A 12,714-nucleotide genomic window follows, 5' to 3' on the forward strand; every position below is an offset into this window, starting at 1 on the left:
AAATGAAATTCCTCGACCAAACCAAGATCTACATCCGCTCCGGCAACGGCGGCGCGGGCGCGGTCTCGTTCCGGCGCGAGAAGTTCATTCCGTTCGGCGGCCCGGATGGCGGCGACGGCGGCAAAGGCGGCGATGTCTGGATTGAGTCCGTCGACGGCCTCAACACGCTGATCGACTACCGCTACCAACAGCACTTCAACGGCAAGACCGGCGGCCACGGCATGGGTCAGAACCGCCACGGCGCCGACGGCGAAACCATTACGCTACGGGTTCCGACCGGCACGCAGGTGCTGGAGGAAGATAAGGAAACGCTGATCGCGGATTTATCGAAGGCGGGCATGCGTATCCTGCTCGCGCGCGGCGGCAATGGCGGCTTCGGCAACAACTATTTCAAATCCTCGGTGAACCAAGCGCCGCGCCACGCCAATCCCGGCCTCGACGGCGAAGAGCGTACGCTGTGGCTGCGGTTGAAGCTGATCGCTGATGCGGGGCTTGTCGGTTTGCCGAACGCTGGCAAGTCGACGTTTCTGCGCTCGGTGAGTTCGGCAACGCCGAAGGTCGCCGACTACCCGTTCACGACCTTGCATCCGCATCTGGGCGTAGTGACCATCGGCCAAGGCGAACGCTTCGTGATGGCGGATCTCCCCGGCTTGATCGAAGGCGCAGCGGAAGGCACCGGCCTCGGCACGCGCTTCTTGGGACACGTCGAGCGCTGCGTTGCTTTGGTGCACTTGATCGACGCCACTGCTGAAAGTGCAACGGAAGCCTACCGCACCGTTCGCGCTGAGCTCGAAGCATACGGCGAAGGCATCGCCGACAAGCCCGAGATCGTCGCGCTCAACAAGATCGACGCGTTGACGCCGGCCGAAGCCAATCGGAAACGCTCAGCGCTATCTCGCGCGATTGGCAAAGAGGTGCGCTTGGTCTCCGGCGTGTCCGGCGCCGGCGTGCGCGAGCTGGTGAACGAGATCGCCGCAATGCTGCGCGAGCGCCGTATCGAAGAAGCGCCAGAGCAAAAAGAAGAACCGCAATCGGATTGGGCGCCCTAGCTTAGGCCTGCGCGGCGGCGCGCTTCGACGCTATCGCGTGAGTCGAGACCCAGCAGATCGGTGATCCGGCGCATCAGCGCTTCTTCGTGCATTTCGCGGTGACTATCCGCCAAGATGACGCGCCACATCGCTTCAAGAACCGCCTGGCGCTCTTCGTGCGGCACGCCCTTCTTGATCAAGGACGTAAAACGGTAGAGATCGCTCGCCGCCGCTTCTGCCGCTTCGCCCTCAAGGCGAAGCGCAACGGCGGCAGGTCCGGAAAGCTGATAGCGTTGCGCCCAGAACATGCTCGATCTGCGTGCGCTCCACCTCAGCATAATCGTGATCTGCGTGAGCCGCGATCACCAGCAGCGCCGCGACGGCAATGCGCTGATCTCCTCCCGGCAGCACGCCATCGTCTTCAGGGCGGCCGGCGAGGCGGCGCATGATGTCTGCAAGCATGGGGTCGACCTAGTTTCACCTTCCGCGGCACGCAAGGGCGCCTATCGCAGGCTGACAGCGGCGCCTAGATTGATCGACGCATGATGCGCGACCTACCTCTCGCCTTTCCAGGCATGAAAGTCGGCCTGTTCGGCGGCAGTTTCGATCCCGCACACGAAGGTCATGCGCACGTGGCCGAGACCGCGCTGAAGCGCTTGGGTCTCGACAAGGTGTGGTGGCTGGTTTCGCCGCAAAATCCGCTGAAGCCGAAATCGTCGCCGTTCGAGCAGCGCGTCGCATCAGCGCGCGGCCAAGCGCATGGGCGCAAGATGGAGGTGACGGATATCGAGCAGCGGCTCGGCTGCGCCTTCACCTACCAGACGCTCCGCGCCCTCAAGCGGCTCTATCCTGGGGTGGAGTTCTTTTTGGTCATGGGCGCCGACAATCTGGCCAACTTCCGCAAATGGCGAAATTGGCGCGAGGTGGCGAAATCGGTCCCCGTGGTCGTCGTGTCCCGGCCAGGCACGAGCCCGGCCGACCGGCTATGCGCCCCAAAAGACTGGATTTTCCTGAACGCTCGCTTCAACCGGCAATCTTCCACAGCGCTCCGAAAGCCCAAGCGGGCGGCGGTGGCGAAACCCAGGCGGAAGTGATAGCGTTTAGGTTCCTGGGGAAACAAAAGGACCTCGCACCTGTCGCCTGAAATGAAGCGCGCGCCGGCCGCGTCACGAGCCGGAAAAGCACCGCGTGAGGCTGTTGATCGGCCTGCCCGGGGCATTGATGTCGATGCGGCGACGCGCGTGGTGCTCACCTCGCTCGAGGACGATAAGGCCGAGGATATCCTCGCCATCGATATTCGCGGCAAATCATCCTTCGCGGACATGCTTGTGGTGGCCTCCGGCCGCTCGGCGCGCCACGTCGGCGCGCTGGCCGATCACGTCATGCGCAAGCTGAAGGAAGCAGGCGTGAAAGACGTGCGGGTCGAAGGCCTGCCGCAGGCGGATTGGGTGCTGGTGGATGCGGGAGACGTTGTCATTCACCTGTTCCGCCCCGAAGTTCGCTCGTTCTACAACATCGAGAAAATCTGGTCCGGCAATATCGGTCCCGACTCCGCCCTGCCGAGCTAAGCTTTGCGCCTGCTGATCGCGGCGGTGGGCAAACTGCGCGACGCGCCGGAAGCGGCGCTGAGCGCGGACTACATCGAACGCGCCGCCAACGCCGGCCGGCAGATCGGATTCAAATCCGTCGATATCGTCGAAGTGGAAGCCAAACCCTCCGGCGATTCACGCGGCGAAGCCGGCGCCCTCTTCCGCGCAACACCCGATGATGCGCGCAAAATTCTGCTCGATGAGCGCGGCGCCGAATGGACGTCGCGCCAGCTCGCCGAAAAGCTCGCGCGTTGGCGCGATGACGGGTTGCCGTGCGCTACATTCTGGATTGGCGGCGCTGACGGCGTTTCGCAAAGCGTTAAGGATAACGCTGATGAAAAGCTCGCTTTTGGCCGTCAAACTTGGCCGCATCGCTTGGTTCGGGTGATGATTGCAGAGCAAGTTTACCGGGCTCTGACCATTTTGTGTCGTACTCCCTACCACCGAGACTGAAGATTCCGGCGTCGTCCGAAGGGCGACCAACGATGGGATGTGGTGGACATGGCTCGAGGCGCAAAACGCGCCCGCGCCCTTATCGCGTGCGCGCTAATAGCGCTCACGGTGCAGGGAACGGCTGACGCCCAGACGACACGCACGGCTGCTCAGGCCGAACGCGACCGCCGCACCGAGGCGGCGCGCGCCGAGCGTTTGCGCGCACAAGCCAACACCGCGCGCGGCGAAGTCCGCGCCCTGGACACGCGCCTCACAGAATCCGGCCGCCGGCGTTCTGAAGCCGAGGCCGCGGCCACGGCCGCCGAAGAACGTCTCGCGGTGCTGCAGACCCAGATTACCGCGGACGCGCTTCGCCAGCAGCGCTCGCGCGCCGCCCTTGAACGCGCGCTGATCAGCGCCGCGTTTGCGCAACGCCGAATCGAACCCGGCGCCGTGCGCTCAACCGTTTTCGCGCGCGCCGTGGCGCCGGCCATTAACCAAGATCAGCGCCGCGCCAGCGCAACGCTCGCCGAGGCGCGCGCCAATGAAGAAGCGATCTCAACCGAACGCTCCATTTTGGCTGACGCGCAGGCGGCGATCGACGCCGAGCGCGCCGAGATCGTCACCCTGCTCGCGCGCCGCCGCGCCACGCAGGCGCAATTGGTCAACGACGCGACCGCCGCCGAACGCCGCGTCCGCGCCCTCGCTGCCGAAGCGCGCAACCTGCGGGAACTGGCGGCGCGGGTGCAGCCAGCCTCCACCGCGCGGCGTAGCGGCGGTTCCACCGGCGCAACCTCGATCCCCGCCGCTTGGCTCGCGCCGGCGGAAGGCCGGATCGTGCGGGGTTACGGCGTTCGCCAAGGGGCGGGGCCTGCTTCACAAGGCGTTTCAGTCACCACACGCGCCAATGCGCAGGTGGTTTCTCCCGCATCCGGCGAAGTGGCCTATGCCGGTGTGTTTAGAAGCTACGGCCAAGTCTTGATCCTGAACCTGGACGGTGGTTACGCTGTCGTCCTCACCGGGTTAGAAACCATCTCAGCGCGCGTGGGTGAACGGGTGCGTGCGGGGCAGCCGGTTGGCGAAATGTCAGCCAATGCCTCTCCGGCGCCGGAATTGTATGTAGAAGTGCGTCGGGAAGGCCAGCCGGTCGATCCGGGGCGCTGGCTCACCGCACGAGGGCTTGCTGCAGACCAAAACGTGCGGGCTGGTTAGGCGAATCGGGCGATCATTTCGTCCGGGGAGTAGGGACGAGATGCGGATTGCTTGGATTGCGGCGCCGGTTGCCGGCATGGCTGCTCTGGTTGGCGCGCTGGCTTGGTCGGCCCCCGAGGATAATTCCCGCGGCGATGTTTACCGTCAGCTCGAACTGTTCGCCGACGTGTTGGCTCGCGTTGAGCAAGATTACGTGACCCCAATCGACGAGCAGGAAGCGATGGAAGCGGCCATTAACGGCATGCTGGCCTCGCTCGACCCCCACTCCTCCTACATGGATCCGACCGACTACCGGGACATGCAGACCCAAACCCGTGGCGAATACGGCGGCCTCGGCATTGAAGTGACGTCAGAAGAAGGCGTCGTCCGCGTCGTCTCTCCGATCGACGGCACGCCTGCCGCCCGCGCAGGCATCCAAGCCGGCGATTTCCTGACCGCGATCGACGGCGAATCCATCGTCGGCCTCACCCTGAATGATGCCGTCCGCCGCATGCGCGGCGAGTCGGGCACGCAGATTGTCGTCACCGTGGCGCGCGAGGGCACCGAGCCCTTCGACGTGACGCTGACCCGCGAAATCATCAACGTCCGCGCGGTTACCGCGCGCGTCGATGGCGAGATCGGCATCATCCGCATCTCCACCTTCAACGAGCGCACCGGCTCGATGCTCCAGGACGCGATCCGCCAAGTGAAGCGCGAGGCCGTTGGCGGCCTGCGCGGCGTGGTCGTCGATCTGCGCAACAACCCGGGCGGCCTGCTCGATCAATCGATTGAAGTGTCCGACGCGTTCCTCGATGGCGGCGAAGTGGTTTCGACCCGCGGCCGTCAAGCCGAAGACATCCAACGTTACAACGCGCGCCGCGGCGACGACCTCGCCGGCGTGCCGGTGGTTGTGCTGATCAACGGCGCGAGCGCCTCGGCGGCGGAAATCGTTGCGGGCGCGCTGCAAGACCGCAATCGCGCGCTCATCGTCGGCACCGACTCGTTCGGCAAAGGCTCAGTGCAAACCGTGATTCCGCTGCAAGGCGGCCGTGACGGCGCGCTGCGCTTGACCACCGCGCGCTACTACACGCCGGCTGGCCGCTCGATCCAAGGCGCTGGCATCACGCCGGACATGGAAGTCGCGGCGCGCCGTATGACGGCCGAGGATGTCGCCCGCCTGCAACGCATCGGCCTCAGCGAAGCCGATCTGCCGCATGCGCTCGACAATGAATCGGGCGCGCAACGTCGCGCGGTGCACATGCCGGAAGACCAACCGCCGGAAAACTGGACCGAGGGCGAAGACTATCAGCTCTCGCGCGCGCTGACGTTCCTGCGTCAAGGCACCGTGGCGGAACGTCTACGCGCACGCGACCAATCCGCGGCGCGCGCCGGGCGTTAAGGCTTTATAAACCAAGGTAAACGCGTCCGTTTGGTATAGTGACGCTTAAGGCGAATTGCGTGATCTTTCGCGCACATGATTCGCTCGAACCCTCGCGTGCGCTTACCACCGCAACGATCCGCGGCGACGGCGAAGCCACAGCGCCGGTTCCCAAAAATCGATCACCGCATCGCGGCGTTTGTCGCATGTGCGGTGTTCGCGCTGGGCGCGTTTGGCGCGGTGCAATTGTTCGGCGATCCGGCAGCGGCCGGACCGCGCCGTGTGGTTTCACTTGAACCCGGCGCCGCATCCGCCGCGACGGACGCACCGCGCGTTTCATTTTCGGATGCGGCCGAAGAAGGCATGGACCTCGAACACTTCGGCTTGGACGAACTTCCCCAAGCCGGCGCCGAGATCGGTGAGATCGGCGCTGACGGTCAGCTGCGGGTCTCCGTTGTGGAATCCCCGGAAGCGACGGCGGGACGCCCCGCAGCGTCGCCTCTGCCGCGCGCGCCGTTCGCCGGCATGACCGAGAGTGGGCCGAACGGGCCATTGCCGATCATCGCCGCGAACGGACGCACGCCGGGTCAAGCTTACGCACGGCCGTTCACGCGTCAGACCGATCGGCCAATGGTGGCTGTCGTCATCGGCGGCCTCGGCTTCAACGCGCGCGCAACGACGCAGGCGATCGACGAACTGCCGCCGGAGGTGACGCTCTCGTTCGTGCCCTACGCTCAGGATCTGCAAACCTGGATCGATCGCGCGCGGGCGCGCGGCCACGAGGTGATGCTCGAACTGCCGATGGAGCCGTTCGACCCTGACGCGGACGATACCGGTCCGCAAACGCTGCTCGCAACGGCTTCGGGGCAGCAGAACGTGTCGCGCCTCGACCAATTGCTCTCGCGCGGCGCGGGATATTTCGGCGTCACCAATTACCAGGGCGCGCGGTTTGCAACTTCGGCGCAGGCGTCCACTCCGGTTGTGCAAGCGCTGCGGCGGCGTGGCCTCGTCTTCATCTCCTCCGGCATCGGTCAACGCACAGCGCTTTCCGCCGAAGCGCAACGCGCGGGGCTTCCGAGCATGGCGGCGGATCGCATCATCGACGTGCGCCGCGAAGCCGATGCGATCGACGATCAATTGCTCAATCTTGAAGCGCTCGCGCTGCAGAATCAGAGCGCAATCGGCGCGGGTTTCGCGTATCCCGTGACGATCGAGCAGGTCGGCCGCTGGGCCAATGACGTCGCATCGCGTGGCTATCAACTTGCCCCCGCGTCGGCCGTGCTCAATGCACGCGCCGCGCGCCGATGACAGAAACCAGAGACCCGAAACGCTACCGACCAAACGTAGGCCTTGCGATGTTTCATCGCGAGGGACCTGTCTTTCTCGGCAAGCGTTACGGAGCGGAAGGCCCTTATCAATGGCAGATGCCGCAAGGCGGCATGGATCGCGGCGAAACTGCCGTCGAAGCGGCGTATCGCGAACTTGAAGAGGAGGTTGGCGTAAGGGCCGAGCACGTCGATCTGCTCGAAGAAACCTCAGACTGGCTCTATTACGAATTCCCCACGCACGTGCGCACAAAAATGAGGCCGCGCGGACGTTACATGGGCCAAAAGCAGAAGTGGTTTGCGTTCCGCTTCAAGGGACGTGACTCAGATATTAGGCTGGATACTCATACGCCGGAGTTTGTAGACTGGCGTTGGGCGCCGTTGGAAAGCGCGCCCGGTCTGGTGATCCCGTTCAAGCGCCCCACCTACGAAGAAGTGGCGAAACGGTTCAAGAAATATAGCGTGGGGGCTTCGAAATGATTGTCTGCCTTAAGGGCGCGGCGTTCGTGCGCGGCTGATGAAACACTCAAGCATTGTGACGCCTGTCGTGTTCGTGCACGGCGCGTTCTGCGGCGGCTGGGCGTTCGACGCGTTCCGCGAACCGTTCGAGAGCGCGGGCTTCGAAACGCACGCACCAAACCTGCCGCATCACGAGCGCGGCGCCGACCTCGAACAACTCGCGCTGACCGGTCTGAAGGATTACGCACAGGCGATTGCGGACTACGCGCGCGGCTTGCGCGCGCCGCCTGTACTGGTCGGCCATTCGCTCGGCGGCTTGGTGGTGCAGTTGGCGGCGGCGCAAATTCCGGTAGCGGGCCTTGTGCTAGTTGCGCCCTCCTCGCCGTGGGGCGTGCCGCCGACGACCTTGGACGAACACAGCAATCACTTCGGGCTTTCGCTACTCGGCGATTATTGGCGCAGACCTGTGCCGCCGGACTATCGCGTTGCCCGCGCAACGACGCTCGACCGCCTGAGCCGCGACGACGCTCGCAAAACGTTCGCGCGTTTCGTGCCGGAGAGCGGCCGCGCCATTCGCGAAGCGGTGCAGTGGTGGATGGACACGTCGATGGCGAGCCAAGCGCCGGTTTATCGTATCGCCGCGCCCGTGCTGGGACTTGCTGGCGGCAAGGATCGCGTAAACCCATCGAGTACCGTGCGCCGCGTGATCTCGCGCTTCCCCGATGGCCAAGCACATTTCCACGAGTTTCCAGAGATGAGCCATTGGCTCGTCGGCGAACCTGAAGCGCCGGAAGTGGCACAAATGACTCTGCGTTGGCTCGAGGCGCGCGACATTCTGCCGAAGGCAGCGAAGGCCAAGAAAAAGCAGCTCTCGCTGTTCGGCTGGCGCGCCGAAAGCGCCGGCGCTTAAGCGCCTTCGATTGCGGGTTGCGCGTTCGCGGGCCTGATCGTGATCAGCACAATTTCCGGCGGATTGAGAAAGCGCACCGGGACGATGCTCGTGCCGATACCGGCGCTCACATACATCCGCTTGCCGTTCTCTTCGACCAGATGGCAGCCATAACTTTTGTTGCGCAGCGGCAGAATTGGCCGGCCAATCAGCGGAATGGTCACCTGCCCGCAATGGCCGTGACCCGCGAGCATCAGTGCAGGTCCGCGCGGCATGTCCGCGAACGGATCCGGCGAGTGGCTGAGGACGATAGTGTCATGGCCTTCCGCGCCATCGAGCGCGGCGGAGAAATCCGGATCGCCGGTTGAATCGTCCGCAAGTCCGGCCACGACAAAGTCGCCGCCCTCGCGCCCGATCACGACGTTACGATTCCACAGCGCGGCCACGCCCGCCTCCTCCAACGCGCGCGTGATGGTTCCGCGTCGGTACCAGACATCGTGATTGCCAAGCACGCCGACGACGCCCAGCGGCGCGCGCAATGCGGCAAACGTCGCGATGCCGCCGAGCACTTCGCCCTGATTGCGCCCTGAGCGCTGCGCCTCCGGCTCATGGCTGCCGGCGTAGTCACCCAACAGCACAACCAGATCAGGACGCAGCTCGTTCACACGTTGAACGATCCGGCCCATGCGCGCAGCGTCAACATGCGGACTGCCGACATGGGTGTCGCTCAACGCCGCAATGCGCAGCGGCGCGCCATGCCATTCTTCGCTGACGATCTCGACATGGCGCACCACGAGCTGGTTCGGCTCAATGAACCAGGCGTAGACGTTGAGCCAGTACGCGACCTCGACCAGTGCAAGCACGCTGAGCAACACCCAACGCCTGCGCTTGCTCAGCGTCTTCCAACGCGTCACCAGCCAAACGGCAGCTAGCGAAAGCAGGATAATGCCAACAAACGCGCCAACTAGCGCCGGCCAGAGATGCGGATGCGGCATGCGCCGCTAGTCTAGCCGAAGGCGCCTAGCGCGCCAGCGCGGCCTTGATACCCTCGACGCGCGACAGCGCGCGTTGGGCTGCGGCGCGGCGGTCGTCGGTGTTGGCGTCGCGGAGATCGTCCTGGGCGTTCTTGAGCTGTTGCTCCAGCTGCGCGAGATCCACGTCGGCGAGGTCGATGGCTTCTTCGGCCAGGACGCTTAAGCCCTCGGGCGTCACGTCGGCGAAGCCGCCATTGACGAAGATGCGCCGCTCCGTGCCCTCGTTGATCACTTTCAACGCGCCGGGCTTGATGACGCTCATCACCGGCGCGTGGTTCGGCGAGACGCCGAACTCGCCTTCCGAACCCGGCACGACGACGTGATCGACTTCGCCGTTGAAGAGCTCACGCTCCGGCGAGACGAGTGCGAAGTGAAGCTTGTCAGCCATACCTGAAACCTACGGAGAAACGGCCGGCGTCGCGGAAACGAACGCCATCAACATCGGAAATCGAAAAGTGCGGCCCGGCATGCCTGGCTCGCCACCATCGAGCCGCACGCGCACTGGCCCAGAGGCGCCATCGCGATTGAACTCTCGAACGATAGCTTCTGGCGTCTGCGCGACCTCACGCTCGGCATATCCAACCGACGGCGACATGAGCGCTTCGGCCACTTGCGCAAACGTGGGCGCAACGCGCGGGCCGTAGGCCATCACATTGCATTCGCGCTCACTGGGCTCAGAGATCGCGACGATCCCGCGTCCGCTCAGCACGTCCCATGCGGGGCGCCCATCGGGGGTCTGCGTGAATTGCCGTGTCGAGGCGTTGCCTTCGGCGACCAGCGCGCGGTCCAACTCCGCGAGACCCGCAATGCCCACGCCTTGCGCCTGCGCTTTCGCGCACAGCGTAACTGCCTGCACGAAGCCCGTTGCCACCTGTTCGACGCTGACCTGAGCCGACGCCGCAGTCGGGGTCACGAACATGGCAAGCATCATGAACGCAATCGCAGACTCGAAACGGCTCATGACGTCAGAACCAACCTTTTTTCTTCTTCTTGTCCGGCTCGGGCGCAGGCGGCGGCGCAGCAGCGCGCTGCACGGAAGCCTTCGGCGCTGGAGCGTTCTTTTGCGCGGACGCGCCCTTTTGCGCCGGCGCGGCGGTACGCGATGCGCCATTGGCTGCGTTGCGAGCCGATGGATTCGGCCCAAGCTTGTTCACAAACCAGTTCATCGCGTCCCTCCAGAACCTGTCCCTATGCCGCCTCGGCGGCCAGACGTTGCGCTTTCGCGATGGCATCTTCAATGGCGCCGACCATGTAGAAGGCCGGTTCCGGCAGGTGATCGTAGTCGCCATCCACGAGGCCCTTGAAGCCGCGGATGGTGTCCTTGAGATCGCAGAGCACGCCGGGCGTGTTCGTGAACGCTTCGGCAACGTGGAACGGCTGCGAGAGGAAGCGCTCGATCTTGCGGGCGCGGGCGACCGTGAGCTTATCTTCTTCGGAGAGTTCATCCATGCCAAGAATGGCGATGATGTCCTGCAGCGACTTGTAGCGTTGCAGCGTTTCTTGAACGCGGCGGGCGACGTCGTAATGCTCTTGCCCGAGGATCAGCGGATCCAGAATCCGGGACGAAGAATCGAGCGGATCGACCGCCGGATAGATGCCCTTTTCCGAGATCGCACGCGACAGAACCGTGGTCGCGTCCAAGTGAGCGAACGAGGCGGCGGGCGCCGGGTCGGTCAAGTCGTCGGCCGGAACGTAGATGGCTTGCACCGAGGTGATGGAGCCCTTGGTCGTCGACGTGATGCGCTCTTGCATCTGGCCCATTTCGGTCGCGAGCGTCGGCTGATAGCCGACCGCCGAAGGAATACGACCAAGCAACGCCGACACTTCCGAGCCCGCTTGCGTGAAGCGGAAAATGTTGTCGACGAAGAACAGGATGTCCTTGCCCTGATCGCGGAAATGTTCAGCGATCGTCAGACCCGAAAGCGCCACGCGCGCGCGCGCGCCCGGCGGTTCGTTCATCTGGCCGAACACCAGCGCACAACGCGAGCCCGGACCGCCACCCGCGACGTTGACCTTCGACTCGATCATTTCGTGATAGAGGTCGTTGCCTTCGCGCGTGCGCTCGCCGACGCCGGCGAACACCGAGTAACCGCCGTACGCTTTGGCGATGTTGTTGATCAGCTCTTGGATCAGCACCGTCTTGCCGACGCCAGCGCCACCAAAGAGTCCGATCTTGCCGCCCTTCGAGTACGGGCAGAGCAGATCGACGACCTTGATGCCGGTGACGAGAATTTCCGGGACCGGCTTTTGATCGACGAACTCAGGCGCCAGTTGGTGGATGGCGCGGCGCGCCGTCGTCTTCACCGGACCCGCTTCGTCAATCGGCTCGCCGATGACATTGAGGATGCGGCCGAGCGTTTCTTCGCCCACCGGCACCATGATCGGCGAACCGGTGTCCGTCACAGGTTGGCCGCGGACGAGGCCGTCGGTGGCGTCCATGGCGATGGTGCGTACGGCGCTTTCGCCCAAGTGGGTCGCCACTTCGAGCACAAGGCGCTGACCATTGTTCATGGTCTCGAGCGCGCTGTAGATGTTCGGCAGCTCACCGTCGAACTCGACGTCGACAACTGCGCCAATCACCTGCGTCACGCGGCCTGTAGCTTTCTTCGTCATCTCGGGTGCCTACCTTCCAGTTTCGGTCACGACGAGGGACAAGCCGTTCGCGCGCCTGGTCAGCGCGAGCACTTGGCCCTGGTCTACGTTCACACATTGCACGCGGCCATCCGCCTGCACTTCAACTTGCTCAGCGCCAGCGACGCTGCATGAATTGGCGTCGCACGAGGCGACGGAGTTCGGCCCGCCGGTCACCAGTGCGGCGCCATCGGCGATGTCGATCATCACGCTTGGCTCAGCGCAGCGTCCGCCGACTTCATCGGCTTCCGCGCTGGTGAATCGCGCGATCGCGACGCCAGCGCCAGCGGCGACGATCGGCGTCACGGCCATGGCGATGAGGAGCGACCGCTTCATCAGCTTTCCACCACCAGTTCGACCGGAATGTTGCCGCGCGTCGCCTTCGAGTACGGGCAAACTTGATGCGCGGAGTCGAGCAGCTCTTGCACCTGCGCACGATCCATATCAGGGATCGCCAGCGTCAGTTTCGCCGAAAGCCCCAGACCGCCCTCTTCGCGGCCGATGCCGACTTCGCATGTCACGACCGCTTTGGCCGCATCGATCTTCTTTTGACCCGCCACGAACGCGACGGCCGAGTTGAAGCAATTGGCCCAGCCCAGCGCAAACAGCTGCTCCGGGTTCGACCCTTCGCCCGAGCCGCCCAAGCCCTTGGAGTGCTCCATGTGAAAATAGAGCCCCCCTTCCGCGAGCGCGACCTTGCCGCCGGCTCGGCCGCCTTTTGAGACTGCTTTGGTTTTGTAGAGTGTGTCTGCCATTGG

Annotated in this window: 18 protein-coding genes; 10 read left to right on the plus strand and 8 right to left on the minus strand. The window is 64.4% G+C overall.

Features of this window, described 5'->3' with window-relative positions; genetic code table 11:
* The first annotated feature begins 2 nt into the window (after window positions 1-2).
* The gene (gene obgE / locus DSM104635_RS18525) at window positions 3-1,049 is read left to right on the plus strand and encodes a GTPase ObgE (RefSeq protein ID WP_158767642.1); all 1,047 of its coding nucleotides are present in this window, start codon (window positions 3-5) and stop codon (window positions 1,047-1,049) included.
* On the opposite strand, the gene DSM104635_RS18530 is transcribed toward obgE, so the two are convergent.
* On the minus strand, window positions 1,046-1,336 hold the full coding sequence (locus tag DSM104635_RS18530; RefSeq protein ID WP_158767643.1) for a tellurite resistance TerB family protein: 291 nt from the start codon (window positions 1,334-1,336) through the stop codon (window positions 1,046-1,048). The two genes, obgE and DSM104635_RS18530, sit on opposite strands and share 4 nt — an antisense overlap.
* Here DSM104635_RS18530 and DSM104635_RS19975 point away from each other — a divergent pair.
* From DSM104635_RS19975 to DSM104635_RS18575, 9 genes are all read left to right on the plus strand, one after another.
* Window positions 1,335-1,574: a hypothetical protein gene (locus tag DSM104635_RS19975; RefSeq protein WP_228445760.1), complete on the plus strand. Its 240-nt coding sequence runs from the start codon at window positions 1,335-1,337 to the stop codon at window positions 1,572-1,574. The two genes, DSM104635_RS18530 and DSM104635_RS19975, sit on opposite strands and share 2 nt — an antisense overlap.
* Window positions 1,571-2,122, plus strand: coding sequence for a nicotinate (nicotinamide) nucleotide adenylyltransferase (nadD, locus tag DSM104635_RS18540; RefSeq protein WP_158767645.1), 552 nt, complete (start codon window positions 1,571-1,573; stop codon window positions 2,120-2,122). Before DSM104635_RS19975 ends, nadD begins: the two co-directional genes overlap by 4 nt.
* 51 nt (window positions 2,123-2,173) lie before the next feature.
* The gene (gene rsfS / locus DSM104635_RS18545) at window positions 2,174-2,596 is read left to right on the plus strand and encodes a ribosome silencing factor (protein WP_158767646.1); all 423 of its coding nucleotides are present in this window, start codon (window positions 2,174-2,176) and stop codon (window positions 2,594-2,596) included.
* Window positions 2,597-2,599: 3 nt separating this feature from the next.
* Window positions 2,600-3,070, plus strand: coding sequence for a 23S rRNA (pseudouridine(1915)-N(3))-methyltransferase RlmH (rlmH, locus tag DSM104635_RS18550; protein ID WP_158767647.1), 471 nt, complete (start codon window positions 2,600-2,602; stop codon window positions 3,068-3,070).
* A 48-nt stretch (window positions 3,071-3,118) separates the two neighbouring features.
* The gene (locus DSM104635_RS18555; protein WP_158767648.1) at window positions 3,119-4,261 is read left to right on the plus strand and encodes a murein hydrolase activator EnvC family protein; all 1,143 of its coding nucleotides are present in this window, start codon (window positions 3,119-3,121) and stop codon (window positions 4,259-4,261) included.
* A 40-nt stretch (window positions 4,262-4,301) separates the two neighbouring features.
* Complete coding sequence (locus DSM104635_RS18560; protein WP_158767649.1) at window positions 4,302-5,639, plus strand: S41 family peptidase; 1,338 nt, start codon at window positions 4,302-4,304, stop codon at window positions 5,637-5,639.
* A 96-nt stretch (window positions 5,640-5,735) separates the two neighbouring features.
* On the plus strand, window positions 5,736-6,926 hold the full coding sequence (locus tag DSM104635_RS18565; RefSeq protein ID WP_158767650.1) for a divergent polysaccharide deacetylase family protein: 1,191 nt from the start codon (window positions 5,736-5,738) through the stop codon (window positions 6,924-6,926).
* Complete coding sequence (locus DSM104635_RS18570; RefSeq protein WP_158767651.1) at window positions 6,923-7,423, plus strand: RNA pyrophosphohydrolase; 501 nt, start codon at window positions 6,923-6,925, stop codon at window positions 7,421-7,423. Before DSM104635_RS18565 ends, DSM104635_RS18570 begins: the two co-directional genes overlap by 4 nt.
* Window positions 7,424-7,460: 37 nt before the next feature.
* Entirely contained in the window at window positions 7,461-8,312 is an 852-nt protein-coding gene (locus tag DSM104635_RS18575; RefSeq protein ID WP_158767652.1) for an alpha/beta hydrolase, read from the plus strand.
* On the opposite strand, the gene DSM104635_RS18580 is transcribed toward DSM104635_RS18575, so the two are convergent.
* Genes DSM104635_RS18580 through DSM104635_RS18610 form a run of 7 tightly spaced genes read right to left on the minus strand, consistent with a single transcriptional unit; the run spans window position 8,309 to window position 12,711 of the window.
* Window positions 8,309-9,286 (minus strand): metallophosphoesterase, encoded by a 978-nt coding sequence (locus DSM104635_RS18580; protein ID WP_158767653.1) that lies wholly within the window; start codon window positions 9,284-9,286, stop codon window positions 8,309-8,311. The genes DSM104635_RS18575 and DSM104635_RS18580 overlap by 4 nt on opposite strands.
* 25 nt (window positions 9,287-9,311) lie before the next feature.
* Entirely contained in the window at window positions 9,312-9,713 is a 402-nt protein-coding gene (locus tag DSM104635_RS18585; RefSeq protein ID WP_158767654.1) for a F0F1 ATP synthase subunit epsilon, read from the minus strand.
* 9 nt (window positions 9,714-9,722) lie between these two features.
* Window positions 9,723-10,286 (minus strand): hypothetical protein, encoded by a 564-nt coding sequence (locus DSM104635_RS18590; RefSeq protein WP_158767655.1) that lies wholly within the window; start codon window positions 10,284-10,286, stop codon window positions 9,723-9,725.
* Window positions 10,287-10,290: 4 nt separating this feature from the next.
* Window positions 10,291-10,491: a hypothetical protein gene (locus DSM104635_RS18595; RefSeq protein ID WP_158767656.1), complete on the minus strand. Its 201-nt coding sequence runs from the start codon at window positions 10,489-10,491 to the stop codon at window positions 10,291-10,293.
* 22 nt (window positions 10,492-10,513) lie between these two features.
* Window positions 10,514-11,938 carry a F0F1 ATP synthase subunit beta gene (atpD, locus tag DSM104635_RS18600; protein WP_158767657.1) on the minus strand — a complete coding sequence of 475 codons (1,425 nt, stop codon included), beginning with the start codon at window positions 11,936-11,938 and terminating at the stop codon, window positions 10,514-10,516.
* Between the two features lie 9 nt (window positions 11,939-11,947).
* Window positions 11,948-12,292 (minus strand): hypothetical protein, encoded by a 345-nt coding sequence (locus DSM104635_RS18605; RefSeq protein WP_158767658.1) that lies wholly within the window; start codon window positions 12,290-12,292, stop codon window positions 11,948-11,950.
* Complete coding sequence (locus DSM104635_RS18610) at window positions 12,292-12,711, minus strand: organic hydroperoxide resistance protein (protein ID WP_158767659.1); 420 nt, start codon at window positions 12,709-12,711, stop codon at window positions 12,292-12,294. Before DSM104635_RS18610 ends, DSM104635_RS18605 begins: the two co-directional genes overlap by 1 nt.
* Window positions 12,712-12,714 lie beyond the last annotated feature (3 nt).

It is taken from the genome of Terricaulis silvestris, from assembly GCF_009792355.1.
In the GTDB taxonomy this organism is placed as follows: domain Bacteria; phylum Pseudomonadota; class Alphaproteobacteria; order Caulobacterales; family Aquidulcibacteraceae; genus Vitreimonas; species Vitreimonas silvestris.